Origin of the sequence: Xanthomonas sp. CFBP 8152, assembly GCF_014199025.1 — a bacterium.
Classification (GTDB): domain Bacteria; phylum Pseudomonadota; class Gammaproteobacteria; order Xanthomonadales; family Xanthomonadaceae; genus Xanthomonas; species Xanthomonas arboricola_B.
Genome location: NZ_JACHNO010000001.1, coordinates 271934 through 292412, shown reverse-complemented (window position 1 = coordinate 292412; position 20479 = coordinate 271934). Strand labels below are relative to the sequence as shown.

Here is a 20479-nt window from a genome sequence, read left to right as displayed (position 1 = left end):
TGCGCGCAAGCTTCGAACAGCGTCTGGGGATCCTGGTAGCCGAGCGCATCGCGCAGCAGTTACGCGGTCGCCAGATGTCCCATGTCATTCAGACCGGCACGTGCAGCCCCAGCGATTGCGCCGCGGCATCTGCGTCCGGCCGCCAGGCGATCCGGCCCCAGCACGGCATCGCCAGGCGCTGGCGCAGCATGCCGATGTTCTCCCCGATGCGCTCCATCTGCGGGTCGACCTCGTTGGCGATCCAGCCGATACAGTTCAGCCCGTCGGCAGCGATCGCTGCAGCGGTCAGACGCGCGTGATTGATGCAGCCCAGCCGGATGCCGACCACCAGCACGACGGGCAGCTTGAGCGCACGTACCAGATCGGCCTGGTCAAGATCCGCGCTCAATGGCGCGGCCCAGCCGCCCACACCTTCCACCACCACCACCTCGGCCTGCGCGCGCAATTGCGCGAAGGCCTGGGCGATCGGTTCCAGCGACAGGGTCACCCCGACATCGGCGGCGGCCAGTTCCGGCGCCAGCGGTGCCGGCAAGGCATAGGGATTGAGGGTGGCGTAATCGGGTTGCGGGTCGCTGGCGGTCTGCAGCGCCAGCGCGTCCTCGTTGCGCCAGCCCAGCGGTGTGTTCTCGCAACCGCTGGCCACCGGCTTCATGCCGACCGCCGTGTGCCCTTGCTTGCGCAGCGCGTGCAGCAGCGCGGTGCTGGCCATGGTCTTGCCGATGCCGGTGTCGGTGCCGGTGACATACAACGCCGGAAGCTGCATGGGTGTGGTCCTGCGGCCGCGCCGCGGTTGCCGTGGGGCGCGCAGCATAGCGTGCCGATCCAAACGCACGGCTGAGTCGCAATGCCGCTGCGGATGGCCGCTGCTAAACTTCGGCCATGTTCGCAACCTCTTCGCTGACCGGCAGCAAGCCGGAACAATACGCCCAGCTCACCGCCCAGGCCCAGGCACTGGTGCATGGCGAGCCGGACCGGATCGCCAATGCCGCCAACTTGGCGGCGCTGATCTTCAATTCGTTGCCGTCGCTCAACTGGGCCGGCTTCTATTTCTACGACGGCCGCGAGCTGGTGGTGGGGCCGTTCCAGGGCTTGCCGGCCTGCGTACGCATTCCGCTGGACAAGGGCGTCTGCGGCGCGGCTGCCAGCACCCGGCAGAGTCAGCGCATTGCCGACGTGGACGCCTTCCCCGGGCATATCGCCTGCGATTCGGCCTCGCGCTCTGAGCTGGTGATTCCGCTGGTGAAGGGCGATGCGCTGATCGGCGTGCTGGATCTGGACAGCCCGGAGCTGGATCGCTTCGACGCCGACGATCAGCGCGGCCTGGAAGCCATTGCACAGGTCTTTGTCGGCGCGCTGACGTGACCACCGAACGGCTGCGCAATATCGGCCCGAAAAGTGCCGCGTGGTTGCGCCAGGTCGGCCTGCGCACGCAGCAGGATCTGCAGGCGGTTGGTGCGGTGGGTGCATTCGTCAAAGTACGCCGTGCCGGCTTCAAGCCCAGCCTCAACCTGCTGTATTCGCTGGAAGGCGCGTTGACCGACTGCCATTGGCAGGACGTGCCGGAAGCGCGCCGGCATGCCTTGCTGGCCGAATACGAAGCGGCCAGTGCGCTATTGCCGGTGCGCGGCCGCGCGGTCGGTGGGCCGGTGGAAACCGTGCACTACGCCCGCGCCGACAACGACGACACGCACGGCGACCTGGGCGAAGCAGACGACGACACTGCAGACCTGCGCGAGACGCGCGACGACTGAGTGCCTGCGCCGAGTGGCCACCGCTGCATGCGCATGGCGCTAGCGCTGCGACCGGCAACAGCGTGCTTGTCGATGTCTGGAGCGGTTTATCTTCGACTGCTTGCTTGATCTCACTTCATCAACGCGTCGCTGCATCCCGCAACGTTGGCGCGAGCGATGCGCCCAACGTCTGGCCATGGCTGAGGCCTGGTAGCGGTTGATAGTCGGCGGTGAGACCGGGTAACGACGACAGCAGCGCGACGAGGCGTTGTGCGGCCTGTGGCTCTGCACGTGGCCGCCCCGGACGATCCGGTTTTGCGGGCTGCGCCGGTGGTCCGCCCTCGCCTGCCATCAGCGTGAGGCGACGCCTGGATGGCTGCGTGCCTGCCGAACCCTCCCGTGCATGGTCGACCACGCGCTGCGCCTGCTGGACGACAAACCCATCGCCCCACCACAGCGATGGATCGACCGCGACGTAGTGCTGGAACAGCTGCGGCTGCGTCAGCAACACCTGCAGCACGAACAGCCCGCCATACGAATGGCCCCATAACGTCTGCCGCTGACGATCCACCGCCACGCGCGCTTCCACCTGCGGGCGAATGCCTGTTGCGATCAGTTGCGCGAACGCCGCCGCACCGCCGGTTCTGCGCTGCGGGTCGAGCGGATCGGTTTCCACCCGCCCGTCGCTGTAGCGCGCAGGCGTGTAGTCCAGGCTGCGCCCCACCGCATCGATGCGCAACGCGCTGTCGTCGGCGATGAACACCAGCACCGGCGCATCGCCGTGCGTGGACAGGCTGTCGAGCAGGCGTTCATCCAGTTCCATCAGTGCGGCATTGCCATCCAGCAGATACACCACTGGATACCCCGCAGCCGGTGGCGCAGCTTTGGGGGTGGCAATGCGCACACGGTAATGGCGCTGGCCATCGGCCGAATCCAGGCGCAATGCGCTGAAGACATACGCGTTACTGGGACGATCGGCGACGGTGCTGCCGATCGTGCGGCTCAGGTCCGGCTGTGCGAACGCCGGCACAGCGCCGACGATCCACATCAGCACACCGGCACACGCAAACCGCCAACGCTGCTGTCGGGTCATTGCACTCTCCTGTTGCGGCGCGCACGTTCGCACGCGGCGCCGCATCGCTGTCAGAAACCGAAACTCAGGCTCGCCCAATACGCGCGACCGGGTTCGTTGTAGGTGGCTGCACCCGCCGCGCCGCCGGTGTTGTTGGTGCCCTCGCGGAACAGGCGGGTGTCGAACAGATTGTCCACACCGACGCCCACGCTGACCTTGCGGGTGATGCGGTAACGCGCACTGATACCCCACAGGTCGTAGGGGTCGCGCGAGTCGGGGGCGATGGCGCCGCCGCTGGTGCTCGATTGCGTGGCCGATTCCTGCTTGCCGTAGAAGGTCCCGGTGAGCAGCAGCGACAACGCCTGGGTCGGCTGCCAATCCAGCGTGGTGTTGACGGTGTATTCGGGGATCACCGACAGCGGCTGATCGGTCGCGGTGTTCTTGTTCTCGATCATGTAGGTGACATTGGTGTTCCACTTCAGCTCGCGGCCCTGCTCGCCCAGCAGCGGCAGGGTGAGATTGCCTTCCACGCCCTGCACGATCGCTTCCGATGCGTTGGTCCACTGGAACACCTGCCCGCGCCGGTCGGCCGTGACACCCACCGGCACCATGCCGGCGACGATCTTGTCGTCGTAGGCATTGTGGAAGTACGTCAACGACGCATGGTGACCGGTCTGCGGTGCCCACTCGATGCCGATTTCCTTGTTGATGCTGGTCTCCGGGTCGAGCTCGTCGTTGCCCTGGATGTAGCAGCCGGAGCCGAGACTGGGGAACAGCACCGGGCAGCCGTTGCCGCGCGTGTAATACAGATAGTTGGCGTTGGACTGATACAGGTTGGGTGCCTTGAAGGCACGCGCGATACCGCCCTTGAGCAACCAGTCTTCGCTGAGTTTGTACTGCACGTTGAGGCTGGGACTGAGGTTGTTGCCGAACTGGCTGTGGTGATCCAGCCGTACACCCGGCGTCAGCGTCAGCCGCTCGCTGGCGTAGATGTTGTCTTCCAGATACACCGCGCTGAGCGTGGCCTCGCTGCGCGGGCTGCGTGTGCCGTTGGCAAGACCGGGAAAGCCGCCACCGGCGCTCACCGTCTGCGACATCGAATACGCATCGCTGAGGCGGCTCTGGCGGCGCTCGAAGCCCAGCGTCAGCACCTGCTCGGCCCAGGCCTGCAGCGGCATGTTGAATTCGCCGTCGATGTTGAGATTGTCGAGGGTGGCAGTGGAATCGAGCAGGCTGGCGGCAATGGAGCCTTCGGGGCCGCCGGCCAGGCCTTCGTTGAGGCGGGTATTGTCGGTGCCTTCGTAGGCGGCTGTGAGGCGCGAGGTGCCGAGCGCCCAGGTGCCGCGATGTGTCAGCGAGGCGGTGCGGCGGAGCATGGTGTTGGTTTCGCTGCCGAACAATGCACCCAGATCTGCACCGGCCAGACCATCGGCGCTGACCGCACGATCACCGGCGTACAGGTTGCCCTGGCGGCTGACGCCGGCATCGAGTTCGATCACCTGGCCTTCCGTCGGATCCCAGCGCAGCAGGCCGTTGATGTCCTTGTTGCGCACGCCCTCGCGCCCGGCCGGCGGCACCGCAGCGGCACTGCTGGCAAAGCGGCGATTGAGATCCAGCGAATCCGGATCGGTCTTGTTGAGATTGCCGTAGAGGCGGAACGAGAACGTATCGGTCAGCGGTCCGCTGAGCTGGAAACCCGTCCGCTGGCCGCCGCCTTCGGCACTGTGCTGCGGCACCAGGCCGAACACCGTCATCGAGCCGGTCAGGTCGCCGGTCGGCTTCTTGGTGATGATGTTGACCACACCGCCGGAGGCACCGGAACCATAACGTGCCGCGGCCGGGCCGCGCAGCACCTCGATGCGCTCCACCGCTTCGGCCGGCACCCAATTGGTGTCGCCGCGCGTATTGCGCTCGCCGCTGCGGCCCATGCGCACCGCATCGCGCGATCCCACCGGCTTGCCGTCGACCAGAATCAGCGTGTTTTCCGGACCCATGCCGCGCAGATCGATCTGGCGGTTGTTGCCGTACTGGCCGGAGGCACTGTTGCCAGTGAGATTGACGCCCGGCATGGTGCGCAGCAACTGCGACAGATCGTTGACCGGTGGGCGTCGTTCGATGTCTTCGGCGGTAATCACCGATGACCCCAGGGCCTGGCGTGCGATTTGCGCGGCGGTGACGTGCACGGTGTCCAGCGATTGCGCATCGGCTATGGCGTCTTCGGCGGATGCGCTGCAGATGCAGCTGCCGCAACCGAGAGCAATGGCCAGCACCAGCTGAGGGTGGGACAACACGGGACGACGTGCAGGCGCAGACATCCATGACCGGCGTGATGCGGACATTCTCAAACCTCTCGACAGGAGATGGACCTCTGGCGACGGCTTGAGGTGACACGATGGGGGTGATGCATGCAGCGCCGCGCGCGACGTGCGTGCGCGGCGCTGACGCAGTCAAGCTTGTCCGCGCATTCTACACAGATGCGATTCATTCTCAAATCAAAGTGTTGCGCTGGCGCGGTGCAGGCGTTGCGGCTTTTGGCAGCGCGGGCGTCACCAATGACGTCTACCGGAGAGGGTGCACGGCAGCTTGCTGACGATGCGGCCATCGTGCAAAAGACCATCATTCAAGGCAACAAACGCAGCCAGCCGACGGTGGTGTTGGTTGCTACGCCGCGGTGTGGACCATGGCTGCACCCCACTCCACTACCACCGCGCCCCTTACTTCAATGCCAGCAATTGCCGCATGTCATCGACGATGGCCACGGCACCGGCGCTGCGCACATCGAAGCCGCGCAGATAGCCGTAACGCACCATCGCCAGCGGCATTGCCGCGGCGTTCGCAGCGGCCGCATCGGTGGCCGAATCGCCAACCATCAGACACTGCTGCGGTGTGTGCCGGAACTGCATGGCCAGGTGCAGCAGCGGCGCCGCATCGGGTTTGCGCTGCGGCAGCGAATCGCCACCGAGCACACTGCTGAAATGCGTAGCGATGCCCAGATGCTCCAGCAGCGGCGCGATGAAGCGCGCGGGCTTGTTGGTGCACAACGCCAGCGTGACGCCGGCATCGCACAGGCCGGCCAATGCCTCGGCAACCCCGGGATACAGCTGCGGGTTGTGCAGCAGGCAGGCCTGGTAGTGACGCATCATCACCGGCATCTCGGTATCGGCATCGTGGGTGGCGCCGGCTTCGCGCAAGGCGGTGGCAAGCAGTACGTGCACACCTTCGCCGATCCAGCTGCGGATCGTCGCCTCGCTGAATTGCTGCAGTCCGAGTTCCTGCAAGGTGGCGTTGAGCGCTTCGGCGATATTGGGTGCGCTGTCCACCAGCGTGCCATCCAGGTCGAAGATCGCCAGCGGATACGGAAACATGCGCACGGTCTCGTTGGGGGGAGCGGATTGCAGTTTACGAGCTGCAGGATTCAGGACATGTCACCAAGGCGCGATACAGACGGCCGATGCAAGCGTCGAGACAGGTGCTGATACGCAGGTGACTGCAATCATCGCTGCATGCACCACGCCCGTCCGCGGCGCGGCAGGCGCGACGCGTCGCCATCACTGCGCCTGCGGCGTATCGCCAAACAACTCGCCCTGCACAACCCCCTCTTCCGCACCGCTGAAACCGCTCAATCCCACCCCGACCAGGCGGTAGCGCGTGTCCTCGGGCAGTTCCACGCGCCGGGTCAGCGCCAGCGCAATGTCCGCCAATGCCTCCAGCGAGGCCGGGGGCTGATCTGGCGTGTACGAGCGGGTCAGGATACGGAAGTTGGAGGTCTTCAACTTGAGAACCACGGTGCGCCCGACGCGCTCGGTGCGCCGCGTGGCCAGCCAGGTCTTTTCGGCCAGGCGCAGGATGTGCGGATCCAGTGCCTCCAGCGCGATGTCCTCGCTGAAGGTATCTTCCGAGGACACCGACTGCACCTCCTGATCCGGCTCGACCGGGCGCTCGTCGATGCCGCGTGCGCGCCGGTACAGGCTTTGCCCGAAGCTGCCGAAATGCGCCTGCAGTTCCTCCAGGGGGCGCAGCCGCAGGTCGCTGACGGTGACGATGCCCAGCGCCGCCAACTTGCCATCCATCACCTTGCCCACGCCGGGAATGCGATTGACCGGCAGCGGCAACAGGAACGCATCCACCCGACTGGGCGCAATGACGAACTGCCCATCGGGCTTGCGCCAGTCCGAGGCGATCTTGGCCAGGAACTTGTTCGGTGCAATGCCGGCCGATGCGGTGAGTTGGGTTTCCTCGCGGATCTGGGTGCGGATCAGCTGCGCGATTTCGGTGGCCAGTTGCATGCCGGTCTTGGCCTGCGTGACATCCAGGTAGGCTTCGTCCAGGGACAACGGCTCGACCAGATCGGTATGCCGATGAAAGATCTCGCGTACCTGCCGCGACACCGCCTTGTAGCGCGCAAAATCCGGCGGCACGAACACCGCATCCGGACACAGACGCTCGGCACGCAGCGCCGGCATGGCCGAACGGATGCCATAGGTGCGCGCTTCGTACGAAGCCGCACACACCACCGAACGCGCACCGCGCCAGGCCACCACCACCGGCTTGCCGCGCAGCGATGGATCGTCACGTTGCTCCACGGACGCGTAGAACGCATCCATGTCCACGTGCACGATCTTGCGCATCAAGCTGGCGTCTCTCCGAAAGCGTTGGACAATGATAAATCAGCCGCGTCTCACCAATTGCGCCGCCCCCATGGGCCAGCCCGTGCGCGAACGGACGCAAGCGCTGGCGGGACGCTGCGCAGCATCTGTCTCTGCGCTGCCCCACACCAGTACGCATGCCTGACCGGCACCCGCTGGACACCGTCACCTGCGTTGGATGCTGTCCGCACAACGCGCTTGCCGCACTGCGCAATCGGCCGAAAACAGCACGCATGCGTACGGATAAAACGTTTGATTGAACCGCGCGCTCTCATGCACCCTTGCCGGCCTCGCCTTTCGCTTCTTGCAGGAAACGTTCGTCATGACTCGTCAAAGTGCGTATTCGCGCGACCAATTGCTGGCCAGCGCGCGCGGGGAATTGTTCGGACCCGACAGTGCCCGCCTGCCCAACGATCCGATGCTGATGTTCGACCGCATCACCGAGATCAACGACAGCGGCGGCGCACACGGCAAGGGCGTGATCCGCGCAGAACTCGACGTGCGCCCGGACCTGTGGTTCTTCGGCTGCCACTTCATCGATGATCCGGTGATGCCCGGCTGCCTGGGCCTGGATGCGATGTGGCAGCTGACCGGCTTCTTCCTCACCTGGATCGGCGCAGCAGGCCGCGGCCGCGCGCTGGGCTGCGGCGAGGTCAAGTTCACCGGCCAGGTGTTGCCGAACGCCAAACTGGTGAGTTACGAAATCGATGTCAGCCGCGTGATCAACCGCAAGCTGGTGATGGCACAGACCGATGCACGCATGCTGGTGGACGGGCGCGAAATCTACACGGCCAACGACCTGCGCGTGGGCATGTTCACTTCAACGGAGAATTTCTGATGCGTCGCGTCGTCGTCACCGGAATGGGCATCACTTCCTGTCTGGGCAATGATCTGGACACCGTGTCCAGCGCCTTGCGCGAGAGCCGCTCGGGCATCACCGCCTTACCCGACCACGCCGAGGCCGGCCTGCGCAGCCAGGTCGGCGGTGCGGTGGCGCTGGATCTGGACAGCCTGATCGACCGCAAGCTCAAACGCTTCATGGGCGATGCCTCGGCCTACGCCTATCTGGCCATGCGCGATGCGATCGCCGATGCCGGACTGGATGCCGAGCAGGTCAGCGACCTGCGCACCGGTGTGATTGCCGGCTCCGGTGGCGGCTCAAGCCAGTGGCAGGTGGAAACCGCCGACCTGCTGCGCAGCCGTGGTGTGCGCAAGGTCGGCCCGTACATGGTGCCGCGCACGATGTGCTCGGCGGTCTCCGCCTCGTTGGCGACCGCGTTCAAGATCCGCGGCCTGAGCTATTCGCTGTCGGCTGCCTGCGCGACCTCGGCCCATTGCATCGGCGCGGCCGCGGACCTGATCCGGCATGGCGCGCAGGATGTGATGTTCGCCGGCGGCGGCGAAGAACTGCACTGGACCATGAGCGTGATGTTCGATGCGATGGGCGCGTTGTCCACCGGCTTCAACGATCGCCCTGCGGTGGCCTCGCGCCCCTACGACGCGCAGCGCGACGGCTTTGTCATCGGCAGCGGCGGCGGCATGCTGGTGTTGGAGGATTATGACCACGCCATCGCACGCGGCGCACGCATCCATGCCGAATTGCTCGGCTATGGCGTGACCTCCGACGGTGCCGACATGGTCGCGCCCAGCGGCGAAGGTGCGGTGCGCTGCATGCACATGGCCATGCAGGGCCTGACGCGGCCGATCGACTACCTCAACACGCATGGCACCTCCACGCCGCTGGGCGATGTGACCGAGCTGGGCGCGGTACGCGAGGTGTTCGGCGACAACGTCCCGCCGCTGTCCTCGACCAAGGCGCTGTCCGGCCATTCCTTGGGCGCGGCCAGCGTGCACGAGGCGATCTACAGCCTGCTGATGCTGCGCGACGGTTTCATGGCCGGCTCGGCGCATATCGACGAACTCGACCCGCGCGCCGAAGGCTTCCCGATCCTGCGACAGACCCAGGACGCCACGTTGAACACGGTGATGTCCAACAGCTTCGGCTTCGGCGGCACCAACGCAGCACTGGTGTTCGGCCGGGTGTGACGGCGCGGCGCCGGGCGCCGCGCGGAATTGGGAATTGGGGATCGGTGTGCGGAGAGAGCGCTCTTGCCACTCCCCCGATCCCGATTGCCCAATCCCGGTTCAGCCGGCCATGCCGTTGTGCCGCAGCAGCGCATCGATACTCGGCGCACGCCCACGGAAGGCGCGGAAGTTGTCGGCCGCGCTGCGGCTGCCGCCACGCGACAACACCTCATGGCGGAAGCGCGCGCCGGTGTCGGCCACCTGTCCGGGCGCTTCCTCGAAAGCGGCGTAGGCGTCGGCGCTGAGCACTTCTGCCCACTTGTAGCTGTAGTAACCGGCTGCATAACCGCCGGCGAAGATGTGGCTGAACTGGTGCGGGAAGCGATTCCACGCCGGCGGGCGATTGACCGCCACCTCGTCGCGTACGCGCTCGATCAGCTGCAGCACGTTGTCCTGGGTCGGGTCGGAGCTGCTGTGCAGCTGCATGTCGAACAACGCAAATTCCAGCTGGCGCACGGTGAACATGCCGCTCTGGAAATTGCGTGCGGCCAGCAGCCGGTCGAACAGGTTGCGCGGCAACGGCTCGCCGGTGCGCACATGTGCGGTCATCGCCTGCACGCGCTCCCATTCCCAGCAGAAGTTCTCCATGAACTGGCTCGGAAGTTCCACCGCGTCCCATTCCACCCCGTTGATGCCGGCCACGCCCAACTCGCCGATGCGCGTCAGCAACTGGTGCAGGCCATGGCCCATCTCATGGAACAGCGTGGTGACTTCGCCATGCCGGAACGTGGCCGGCGTATCGCCACTGCCGCGGCCGAAGTTGCATACCAGATACACCAGCGGCGTTTGCACGCCGTTGGCGGTGTCGCGGCGGTTGCGGCAATCGTCCATCCACGCGCCGCCACGCTTGCCTTCGCGCGCGTACAGGTCCAGATAGAACTGGCCGACCAGCTCGCCCTGCGCATCCTCCAGACGATAGAAGCGCACATCCGCATGCCAGACCGGCGCGCGATCGGGCTTGACGGTCAGGCCATACAGGCTGTGGATCACATCGAACAGACCGGCCAGCACCTTGGGCTCGGTGAAGTACTGCTTCACCTCCTGCTCGGAGAAGCTGTAGCGCGCCTGCTTGAGTTTTTCGGAGGCGTAGGCCAGATCCCAGGCCTGCAACTGGTCCAGGCCAAGTTCGTCGCGGGCGAAGGCTTCGAGCTCGGCACGGTCGCGTTGCGCATACGGCTTGGCGCGTACCGCCAGATCGCGCAGGAAGCCCATCACTTCATCCGGGCTTTGCGCCATCTTGGTGGCGACCGAATACTCCGCGTAACTGGCAAACCCGAGCAGCTGCGCCAGCTCGGCGCGCAGGGCCAGAATACGGTCGATATTGGCGCTGTTGTCCAGCGCGGCATCGCCGAACTCGGAGGCGCGCTCGGCGTTGGCGCGATACAGCCGCGCGCGCAGCGCGCGATTGTCCGCATCGGTCTGCACCGGCAGATAGCACGGCATCTGCAAGGTCAGCTTCCAGCCCTGCATGCCGTCTTTTTCCGCGGCCGCGCGTGCAGCGGCGACCACTTCGGCCGGCAGGCCAGACAGCTCGGTGGCGTCATCGCTCACGTACGACCATGCATCGGTGGCATCGAGCACGTTCTGCGAAAACCTGGCGGCCAGCGCGGACAGTTCTTCCTGGACCTGCGCAAACCGCGCCTTGGACGCGTCATCCAGCTCGGCACCGCCGAGGCGGAAATCGCGCAGCGCGTTTTCCAGCACCTTGCGCCGCGCGGCGTCGTAGTGCGCCGCTTCCGGTGCTTCGGCCAGGGCCTTGTACTGCGCATACAGCGCCAGATTCTGCGCCAGCGCACTGCCGAAGCGACTGAGCTTGGGCAGGTTGCTGTTGTAGGCCTCGCGCAGTTCCGGCGTGTTGACCACCGCCTGCAGATGGCCAACCTGGCCCCAGGCGCGCCACAGCCGCTCGGTGGCATCGTCCAGCGGCACCACGAAGCTGTCCCAGCTGACCGGGCTGACCTGCTCGGCCGCTTTCACCGCGGCCTCGGCGTCGGCCAGCAGTTGATCGATCGCCGGGCCCACGTGCTCGGGGCGGATCGCATCGAAGGACGGCAGTCCGGACAGGTCGAGCAGCGGGTTGGTCATGGGGCGCTCCGGCGGTGGACTGGATCAGGAATCAGGGCGAGGGGATGGCAGACGCTGCGAGACGCAGCGGTTCTGCCAGCGGCTCACGGGATATGGCGGTCATTCCAGCGCCGCACAAGGCAGCGCGGGCAAGTCGCCGCCGTTCACCGCGATGGCAATGGCCGCATCGCTGTCGATGACGTCGATGTCGCGCGCCACGTACCAGGCCGGGTCGTAATAGCTGTGCGCATAGCGCTCGCCGGCATCGCAGAGGATGGTGACGATGGAGCCGCTGCGGCCCGCCTCGCGCATGCGCTGGGCGGCCTGCAGCACGCCGACGAAGTTGGTGCCGGTGGAGCCACCGACGCGGCGGCCGAGCGTGGCGCTGACATGGCGCATCGCCGCCAGGCTCAGGGCGTCGGGCACCTTGATCATCACGTCCACACAACTGGCGATGAAGCTGGACTCCACCCGCGGGCGGCCGATGCCTTCGATGCGCGAGCCGCCGGTGATGGCCAGCTCCTTGGGGCACTGCCCGTCCACCGCGCGGCAATAGCCGTCGAAGAACACCGATACTTCCGGGTCGGCGCACAGGATGCGGGTGGCGTGGCGCCGGTAGCGCACATAGCGGCCAAGCGTGGCGCTGGTGCCGCCGGTGCCGGGGCTGCAGACGATCCAGTCGGGAATCGGATGCGGCTCCTCGGCCAGCTGCTTGAAGATCGATTCAGCGATGTTGTTGTTGGCACGCCAGTCGGTGGCGCGCTCGGCGTAGGTGAACTGGTCCATGAAATGGCCGCCGGTCTCGCGTGCGAGCTGGTGCGAGGCGCTGTCCAGATCGCAGGCACGTTCGACCAGATGGCAGCGGCCGTCCTGGAATTGAATCGCGGCGATCTTTTCCGGCGAGGTCGAGGCTGGCATCACCGCGATGAAGGGCACGCCCAGCAGCCGCGCGAAATAGGCCTCGGAGATGGCGGTCGAGCCACTGGACGCCTCGATCACCGGCCGCCCGGCACGCAGCCAGCCGTTGGTCAGCGCGTACAGGAACAACGAACGCGCCAGCCGGTGCTTGAGGCTGCCGGTCGGGTGGCTGGACTCGTCCTTGAAGTACAGGTCGATGCCCGCAAAGCCCGGCAGGTCCATCGGAATCAGATGGGTGTCGGCCGAACGGTTGAAATCGGCCTCGATCTTCTGGATGGCGGCGGCCACCCACTGGCGCTGCGACATGGCAGGACTGTGCGGCGAAGGAAGCGCCAATTCTACCGCTGCCGGGCGCGCGGCCACGGCGGGCGGGTCATCGGGCGGACAGCTGCGAGCCGGTGCTATGCTCGTTGCACCTGTCCGCCCGCCCTGACTGCTCCGACTGCCCGTGCTGGATTGCCTGCTCCGTCTGCTGTTGTGCCTGTGCCTGGTAGCCAATACGGCCACCGGCGCGTGGGCGTCGGTGGGCATGGCACTGCCGGAGATGGCGTCGGCCGGGGTGCCGTCGACCGACTCGATGGCGCAGGCGTCCATGCCGGCGGCGATGCCGTGCCATGAGCAGATGCCGCCGCCCGCTGCGGCGCACGCCCCCGATAAAACCCAACAGGCGCACGCGGCCGACTGCTGCAAGCTGGGCAGCTGCGACTGCCTGCAGCACTGCAGTCTCGCCCTGCTGACCCTGCCTGCAGTGCCCGCCGGCCTCCCTGGCCGCCCCACCCTGCCTGCCACACTGGCCGAAGGGCGCAGCAGCCCGGTGCCCGAGCAACCGGTTCGACCTCCCATCGCCTGAGCGCTGACGGCTTTGCGCCGTCGTCGGTCCCGCGCGCGTGTTGCGTGGGCTTTCCTAGCGATGCATGCGTCGGCCGTCAGTGGCCGGCCGCAGCGGAGATGTCATGTCTTTCGATCCTGCTTCTTTCGATCCCTCTTCCAGCGGCGGCCTGAGTCGACGCCGCTTCGTGCAAGGCCTCGCCCTGGGCGGTATTGCGGCCGCCGGCGGCCTGTGGCGCGCCGATGTACGTGCCGCCCCCCCGGCCACACCCGTGTTGCGCGGCACCAGCCAGGCGCTGCAGATCGGCCGCATGCCGGTCAACCTCACCGGGCGCACGCGCAGCGCCATCACCGTCAATCACAGCCTGCCGGCCCCCACGCTGCGCTGGCGCGAGGGCGACACGGTCAGCGTGCGCGTGCGCAATGCGCTGGCCGACCAACCCAGCTCGGTGCACTGGCACGGCCTGTTGCTGCCGGCCAACATGGATGGCGTGCCGGGGATGAGTTTCGACGGCATCGCGCCGGGCCAGGAGTACCACTACCGCTTTGCGCTGCGCCAGTCCGGCACTTACTGGTATCACAGCCATTCGATGTTTCAGGAACAGGCCGGCCTGTACGGCGCGATCATCATCGACCCGCTGACACCGCCGCCGTATCGGCACGATCGCGAGCACGTGGTGCTGCTCTCGGACTGGACCGACCTGGACCCGGCCGCGCTGTTCCGGCGGCTCAAGCAGATGCCCAGTCACGACAATTACGCCCAGCGCACGGTAGGCGATTTCCTGCGCGACGCGCGCGACGACGGTTTGCGCGCAACGCTGGCCGACCGCGGCATGTGGGGGCGCATGCGCATGACCCCGACCGACCTGTCCGACGTCAACGCCGACACCTACACCTACCTGCTCAACGGCGTCGCCCCGGCGGGCAACTGGACCGGCCTGTTCAAGCCCGGCGAGAAGGTACTGCTACGTTTCATCAACGGCTCGTCGATGACCTACTTCGATATCCGCATTCCCGGCCTGCGCATGACCGTGGTGGCCGCCGACGGCCAGTACGTGCATCCGGTCAGCGTGGACGAGTTGCGCATTGCTGCAGCCGAAACCTTCGACGTGCTTGTCGAGCCCATTGGCCAGGACGCGTTTACCGTGTTCGCGCAGGACATGGGCCGCACCGGATTCGCCTGCGGCACGCTGGCGGTGCGGCATGGACTGCAGGCACCGATTCCTGCGCTGGATCCGCGCGCCATCCTCACCATGCAGGACATGGGGCACGGCGATGGCATCGCGCATGCAGGTCACGCCATGCACGGCGCCGACACGCCGCACAGCGACCCACACGCGGCACACGCGATGGCAATGCCGATGCCGGCCGCACAGACGCACGGGCATGCAAGCGGCGATGCGCAGCGCAAGAGACCGCACCACCCTGCCAGCGAAGACGGCAACCCGCTGATCGACATGCGCAGCAATGCCACGGCTCCACGCCTGGACGACCCCGGGGTTGGCCTGCGCGACAATGGCCGCCGGGTGCTGCGCTACGCCGACCTGCGCAGCCTGTTCGAGGATCCGGATGGACGCGCGCCTGGGCGCGAGATCGAACTGCATCTGACCGGACATATGGAAAAATTCGCCTGGTCGTTCGACGGCATCGCCTTCGCCTCGGCAGAGCCCCTGCAGCTGCAGTACGGCGAGCGGCTGCGCATCGTGCTGGTCAACGACACGATGATGCAGCACCCCATCCATCTGCACGGCATGTGGAGCGATCTGGAAGACGCCGACGGCAATTTCCAGGTACGCAAGCACACCATCGACATGCCGCCCGGCACGCGCCGCAGCTATCGCGTCCGCGCCGATGCGCTGGGCCGCTGGGCCTACCACTGCCATCTGCTGTACCACATGGAAGCGGGCATGATGCGCGAAGTGCGGGTGGAGGCATGAGTACGCCACGGACGCAATACAAGGCGCTGCTCGCCCTGCTGCTGAGCGCATCGGCAACTGCACAGGAGCATCAGCATGCGGCGGTGGATTCATCCGCGCATGTCGATGGCGCACATGCAATGCAGATGACCAACCAGGCGACGGCTGCCCAGCCACAGACATCCAGCGCGACGGCGGCGTCGCCACCATCCACACAACAGAGCGCTGAGGCGATGCAGATGGATCATGCGCAGATGCAGCACGCGCAGCACTCCAGCAGTGCATCGGCATCGGCATCGGCATCGGCAAACACTGCTGACAGCATGCCTGCGCAACGCCCGGTACAGGCCGACGTTTCCGCATCGCCGGCATCGATGCACCACGCAGGCATGCAGCACGCAGGCATGCAGCACGCCGATGTCCAGCACGCCGCGCACCCGACCGCTGCAAATCCACAACTGGACCACACCCGACAATCGCAGACAGACAGCGACCACGGCGCAATGGAGCACGCATCGATGGATCAATCGATGGATCATGCCTCGATGCAGCATGGGCAAGCACAGCATGAGGCGATGGATCACATCGGCATGGAACACGCGCCGCACACCGAAGCGGCGACGCAGACGCCGGCATTGCCCATCGCCGGCGCACTGCCCCGTACGCCGATCCCCGAGCCCACTGCCGAGGAGGTCGCTGCGGCATTCGCACCCTTGCAGCACCATGCGATGCACACGCCAGGCATCAATCACTACGTATTGCTCGATCGCCTGGAAGCCTTCGACACCACGCGCGGCAGCGGTCACGACTGGGAAGCGCGCGCCTGGATCGGTGGCGACATCGACCGGCTCTGGCTGCGTAGCGAAGGCGAGCGGCAGGACGGGCGCACGCAGGCCGCATCGATGGAAGCGTTCTATGGTCGTGCCATCTCGCCATGGTGGGACCTGCTGGTCGGTGCACGTCAGGACATCGGAGCGGGCGAGCATCGCAGCTGGGCCGCCTTCGGCGTGCAGGGCCTGGCGCCCTACAAGTTCGAGACCGAAGCCACGCTCTATGTCGGCAGCGGCAGCCGCGCGGCACTGCGCCTGGAAGGCGAGTACGAAGTACTGCTCACCAACCGGCTGATCCTGCAGCCGCGCGTGGAAGCCGACATCGCCCTCACCGACGATGACCGGCGCGGCGTCGGCAGCGGGCTGGAGCAGGTCCAGGTCGGCCTGCGGCTGCGCTACGAAATCACCCGCCGCTTCGCGCCCTACATCGGCTGGGTGCACAGCCGCAATTTCGGCGACACCGCACGCCGCGCCGCGATCGAAGAGGAACCGGCACGCGACAGCCGGTTCGTTGCCGGCGTGCGCGTCTGGTTCTGAGACAGCCGCTGTGCGCATGGGCCTGACCGTTCGGATCCAGGTCCATGCCGCGACCTTGAACAGCGCAGTTCGTGCTGTCGCGCGCGGTCGGTCGCAGAGCGACGCCAGACCGCCGACGCGCACGGTGCAGACATGCCGACAACCATTGCGCCGCTAACATCTGCGTCCAACGCAGCGTGACCTGCCCCCCACATTCCACCGAGGAGACCGTAATGCCTTTGTCCGATCTGCAACACGTCCCCGGCGCCAGCGCCGCGCCTGCCGACACCGCCGGCTTCGTGTTCAACCACACCATGCTGCGCGTCAAGGACGCGCAGCGTTCGCTGGATTTCTACACGCGCGTGTTGGGCTTCCGCGTGCTGGACGCGCGCGATTTTCCCGATGCGCAATTCAGCCTGTACTTCCTGGCCCTGCTGCCCGACGGCACCGCGATCCCCGACGACGATGCCGCGCGTCGGCTGTGGATGGCCGGCATCCCCGGCGTGCTCGAACTCACCCACAACCACGGCACCGAAACCCAGGACGGCCCGGTCTACCACGACGGCAACAGCGAGCCGCGCGGCTTTGGCCACATCTGCATCTCGGTGCCCGACATCCACGCCGCCTGCGCGCGTTTCGACTCCCTAAAAGTGCCGTACCAGAAACGCCTGGAAGACGGCCGCATGAAGCACCTGGCCTTCATCAAGGACCCGGACGGCTACTGGGTGGAGATCATTTCCAATACGCCGCTGGCGTGACGCATAACAAAAATGTCCGGGGTTCACGGGCATTTTTGTTTCAAGCACGTGCGCTGTCGGCACGTCGCTTTCGAGCAGGGTATGTCGGCAGAGAGGGCGCCCACGCAGTTGGATCGGCCAGGCTCTGCTGGACGGGCGAACAGTCGGACCGCGGAAATACGCCATCAGGTGAACTGCAGCGCCGGATCCTACCCCAACAACGTCGCATTGCGTGTCCCCCACGCAATGCGACATGGCACTGTCAGATCGCGCGGACAGCGATCAACGGCACAGTGCTTTGGTCCATCGGACAACGATCCGCAGTCGGCTAGAACGCTCAGTTGCGCACTTAGTGTGAGCGCATCGTGCGCAATTGGCAGTCGGGGCGGTCCCCACGTCTGTAGGGGCGCCCCGGAGGTGGCACTTCTCTACGCGCGCAGCAGTCCGCCGTGACTGCGCTGCCACTCGCGCGGCGGGCGCAGGGCGGCAAGCGTGTGGACCAGCTCGCGATAGGTGGCGGCCAATTGCGCGAACAGGCCTGCATCGCTGTAACGCGTGTCGGCCACCTCGAAATACGCGCCGCGGCCCAACGCGATGAAATAGTCGACGCTGAGCCGTCGGCGCTGCGCAACCCCGGGAAACAGGCCCGCAATCAACAGGCATTGATCTCCGATATCGCGCAACGCATTCGCCCGCAGGCTGCCGATCTGGTCCTGGGCATGCAGCCAGGCCAGGGCCTGCGTGCGCGAAAATAGCTGCGCATCGCGCTGCAGGCGCAGCAACACGAAGACCAGATAATGCTCGCGCGATTCGTCCAGCGGACGTGCAATCCGCTGCCCCGCTTCACGTACCAACGCCTGCCACACCTCGGCCGGCGCGCCCTGTTTGAAAGACTCGTGCATACGTCCTCCTGCGTGATGGGACCCTCGCAGGAAGCGTATGCATAACCTGGACCAGAGCGTTGGCAACCGGATCGCTCGTCTGCCAATCTTCCGTCGCTGCGGCACCGATAGCGACCCAAACGCGGTCGCGCGAAGCGGCGCCGCATCTGCCCTTGCGCGATGCCGACGCAGAGCCACCCGTACCGTCACCCGATGCCGACGTGTGCGAGCGAGGGAAGCGGTGAAACGTAGCGGGGGCGTTGGGCGGGCGCGGGAACCCACAACAGTGCATGGTGGTAGAGGCCGCCCGGCAGCGACTGCGCTCATTCGAGTGAGCGCAGCCCTGCGATCGGCCGTGCTTACTCCACCGTCACCGCCTTGGCCAAATTGCGCGGCTTGTCCACATCGGTGCCGCGTGCAAGTGCGGTGTGGTAGGCCAGCAACTGCACCGGAATGGTGTGGATCACCGGCGACAGCACGCCGGCGTGGCGTGGCGTGCGGATCACGTGCACGCCTTCTGACTCGCTGAAGTGGCTGTCCTGGTCGGCGAACACGAACAGCTCGCCGCCGCGTGCGCGCACTTCCTGCATGTTGGATTTGACCTTCTCCAGCAGGCGATCGTTCGGTGCGATCACCACCACCGGCATCGCCGCGTCCACCAACGCCAGCGGGCCGTGCTTCAACTCGCCGGCCGGATACGCTTCGGCGTGGATATAGGAAATTTCCTTGAGCTTGAGCGCACCTTCCAGCGCGATCGGGTAATGCAGGCCGCGGCCGAGAAACAATGCGTTTTCCTTTGCCGAAAAACGCTCGGCCCACGCCATGATCTGCGGCTCCAGATTCAGCGCGTGCTGCACGCTGCCCGGCAGAAAGCGCAGCTGCTCCAGATAGTCCGCTTCTTCGGCTTGGCTGATGCGTCCCTGCAACTTGCCCAGCACAATTGTCAGCTGGAACAACACCGCCAGCTGGGTGGTGAACGCCTTGGTCGAGGCCACGCCGATCTCGGCGCCGGCACGCGTGTAGCAGACCAGTTCGCTGGCGCGCGGGATCGCGCTTTCGGGCACGTTGCAGATCGACAGGGTGTGCAGGTGCCCCAGCGATTTGGCGTATTTCAGCGCCTCCATCGTGTCCAGCGTCTCGCCGGATTGGGAGATGGTGACGATCAGATGCCTGGGGTTGGCATAGGCGGCGCGGTAGCGGTATTCGCTGGCGATCTCCACGCTGCACGGCAGCCCGGCGATGGCCTCGATCCAGTAGCGCGCGGTCATGCCGGCGTAGTAACTGGTGCCGCAGGCCAGGATCTGCACGCCTTCGATATCGCGCAACACCGCTTCGGCATTGGGGCCGAACAGCGACGCCGGGAAGCCCTTGGCATCGATCGCCGCCTCGACGGTATCGGCCAGCGCACGCGGCTGCTCGTGGATCTCCTTCTGCATGAAATGGCGGAACGGGCCCAGTTCCAGCGATGCCAGCGAGACGTCCGACAGATGCAGCGGACGTTCGACCGGCGCGTCGTTGCCATCGAAGATGCGCACGCCGTCGCGACGCAAGTCGGCGGTGTCGCCCTCTTCCAGGAAGATCACCTGGCGGGTGGCCTGCACGATGGCCGAGACATCGGAGGCGACGAAGTTCTCGCCGTCCCCCACGCCGATCAGCAGCGGGCAGCCCATGCGCGCGCAGACGAAACGCTCAGGCTCGGCCTGGCTCATCACCGCCAGCGCGTAGGCACCGGTGAGTTCCTTGACGGTGCGCTGCAGCGCGGTCAACAGGTCGCCTGCGCTGCCCAGATGGTGATGGATCAGATGCGCAATGACCTCGGTATCGGTCTGCGACTCGAAGGTGTAGCCGAGCGCGCGCAGCTTCTCTCGCTGCTGTTCGTGGTTTTCGATGATGCCGTTGTGCACCAGCGCCACGCCGGCACTGATGTGCGGGTGCGCATTCGCCTCGGTGACCCCGCCATGGGTGGCCCAGCGGGTGTGGCCGATGCCCAGCGTCGCGCCGAACTGCTCGGCCTGTGCCGCCTGCGCCATCGCCGCCACGCGCCCGGTGCGGCGCACGCGGCGCACCTGCGCGCCATCGAGCACGGCGATGCCGGAGGAATCGTAGCCGCGGTACTCCAGACGCTTGAGTCCTTCGATCAGGACCGGGACCACATCGCGCCCGGCGATCGCTCCGACAATGCCGCACATAGGACAACCCTTGAGGACGAAGCCGCACATTTTAGCGTGTCCGCTCTTGTCCGCTGCATGACCGTGC

17 protein-coding genes are annotated in these 20479 nt (G+C 66.3%); 8 read left to right on the top strand and 9 right to left on the bottom strand.

What is annotated here, in order from left to right; all coding sequences use genetic code 11:
* Positions 1-88: 88 nt before the first annotated feature.
* Entirely contained in the window at positions 89-763 is a 675-nt protein-coding gene (gene bioD / locus FHT09_RS01340; protein ID WP_104605928.1) for a dethiobiotin synthase, read from the bottom strand.
* Between the two features lie 116 nt (positions 764-879).
* Here bioD and FHT09_RS01335 point away from each other — a divergent pair, with 116 nt between their 5' ends.
* Entirely contained in the window at positions 880-1362 is a 483-nt protein-coding gene (locus FHT09_RS01335; RefSeq protein WP_055824820.1) for a GAF domain-containing protein, read from the top strand.
* A complete protein-coding gene (locus tag FHT09_RS01330) occupies positions 1359-1751 on the top strand; it encodes a TfoX/Sxy family protein (RefSeq protein ID WP_104605929.1) in 393 nt (130 codons plus the stop codon). Before FHT09_RS01335 ends, FHT09_RS01330 begins: the two co-directional genes overlap by 4 nt.
* Positions 1752-1869: 118 nt before the next feature.
* Here FHT09_RS01330 and FHT09_RS01325 read toward each other — a convergent pair whose 3' ends face one another.
* The 4 genes from FHT09_RS01325 to dinB form a co-directional block, all read right to left on the bottom strand.
* On the bottom strand, positions 1870-2823 hold the full coding sequence (locus tag FHT09_RS01325) for an alpha/beta hydrolase-fold protein (RefSeq protein WP_258077203.1): 954 nt from the start codon (positions 2821-2823) through the stop codon (positions 1870-1872).
* Between the two features lie 50 nt (positions 2824-2873).
* On the bottom strand, positions 2874-5117 hold the full coding sequence (locus FHT09_RS01320; protein ID WP_104605931.1) for a TonB-dependent siderophore receptor: 2244 nt from the start codon (positions 5115-5117) through the stop codon (positions 2874-2876).
* A gap of 399 nt (positions 5118-5516) precedes the next feature.
* On the bottom strand, positions 5517-6167 hold the full coding sequence (gene gph, locus FHT09_RS01315; protein ID WP_104605932.1) for a phosphoglycolate phosphatase: 651 nt from the start codon (positions 6165-6167) through the stop codon (positions 5517-5519).
* A 183-nt stretch (positions 6168-6350) separates the two neighbouring features.
* The gene (gene dinB / locus FHT09_RS01310; RefSeq protein ID WP_104605933.1) at positions 6351-7430 is read right to left on the bottom strand and encodes a DNA polymerase IV; all 1080 of its coding nucleotides are present in this window, start codon (positions 7428-7430) and stop codon (positions 6351-6353) included.
* A 340-nt stretch (positions 7431-7770) separates the two neighbouring features.
* Here dinB and fabA point away from each other — a divergent pair, with 340 nt between their 5' ends.
* Both fabA and fabB read left to right on the top strand, forming a co-directional pair.
* Entirely contained in the window at positions 7771-8286 is a 516-nt protein-coding gene (gene fabA / locus FHT09_RS01305; protein ID WP_104605968.1) for a 3-hydroxyacyl-[acyl-carrier-protein] dehydratase FabA, read from the top strand.
* A complete protein-coding gene (gene fabB / locus FHT09_RS01300) occupies positions 8286-9494 on the top strand; it encodes a beta-ketoacyl-ACP synthase I (protein ID WP_104605934.1) in 1209 nt (402 codons plus the stop codon). Before fabA ends, fabB begins: the two co-directional genes overlap by 1 nt.
* 99 nt (positions 9495-9593) lie before the next feature.
* On the opposite strand, the gene FHT09_RS01295 is transcribed toward fabB, so the two are convergent.
* Both FHT09_RS01295 and FHT09_RS01290 read right to left on the bottom strand, forming a co-directional pair.
* Positions 9594-11618, bottom strand: a complete 2025-nt coding sequence (locus FHT09_RS01295) for a M3 family metallopeptidase (RefSeq protein ID WP_104605935.1) — start codon at positions 11616-11618, stop codon at positions 9594-9596.
* Positions 11619-11717: 99 nt separating this feature from the next.
* Positions 11718-12821, bottom strand: a complete 1104-nt coding sequence (locus tag FHT09_RS01290; RefSeq protein WP_104605936.1) for a PLP-dependent cysteine synthase family protein — start codon at positions 12819-12821, stop codon at positions 11718-11720.
* A 142-nt stretch (positions 12822-12963) separates the two neighbouring features.
* Here FHT09_RS01290 and FHT09_RS01285 point away from each other — a divergent pair, with 142 nt between their 5' ends.
* From FHT09_RS01285 to gloA, 4 genes are all read left to right on the top strand, one after another.
* Complete coding sequence (locus FHT09_RS01285) at positions 12964-13365, top strand: CopL family metal-binding regulatory protein (protein WP_104605937.1); 402 nt, start codon at positions 12964-12966, stop codon at positions 13363-13365.
* A 103-nt stretch (positions 13366-13468) separates the two neighbouring features.
* Positions 13469-15280, top strand: a complete 1812-nt coding sequence (locus FHT09_RS01280; protein WP_104605938.1) for a copper resistance system multicopper oxidase — start codon at positions 13469-13471, stop codon at positions 15278-15280.
* Entirely contained in the window at positions 15277-16626 is a 1350-nt protein-coding gene (locus FHT09_RS01275; protein ID WP_104605939.1) for a copper resistance protein B, read from the top strand. The genes FHT09_RS01280 and FHT09_RS01275 overlap by 4 nt, the downstream gene beginning before the upstream one ends.
* A gap of 212 nt (positions 16627-16838) precedes the next feature.
* The gene (gloA, locus tag FHT09_RS01270; RefSeq protein ID WP_104605940.1) at positions 16839-17363 is read left to right on the top strand and encodes a lactoylglutathione lyase; all 525 of its coding nucleotides are present in this window, start codon (positions 16839-16841) and stop codon (positions 17361-17363) included.
* A gap of 407 nt (positions 17364-17770) precedes the next feature.
* Here the strand turns inward: gloA and FHT09_RS01265 are convergent, their stop codons facing one another.
* Complete coding sequence (locus FHT09_RS01265) at positions 17771-18244, bottom strand: hypothetical protein (RefSeq protein WP_104605941.1); 474 nt, start codon at positions 18242-18244, stop codon at positions 17771-17773.
* 338 nt (positions 18245-18582) lie between these two features.
* Complete coding sequence (gene glmS / locus FHT09_RS01260) at positions 18583-20412, bottom strand: glutamine--fructose-6-phosphate transaminase (isomerizing) (RefSeq protein ID WP_104605942.1); 1830 nt, start codon at positions 20410-20412, stop codon at positions 18583-18585.
* Positions 20413-20479 lie beyond the last annotated feature (67 nt).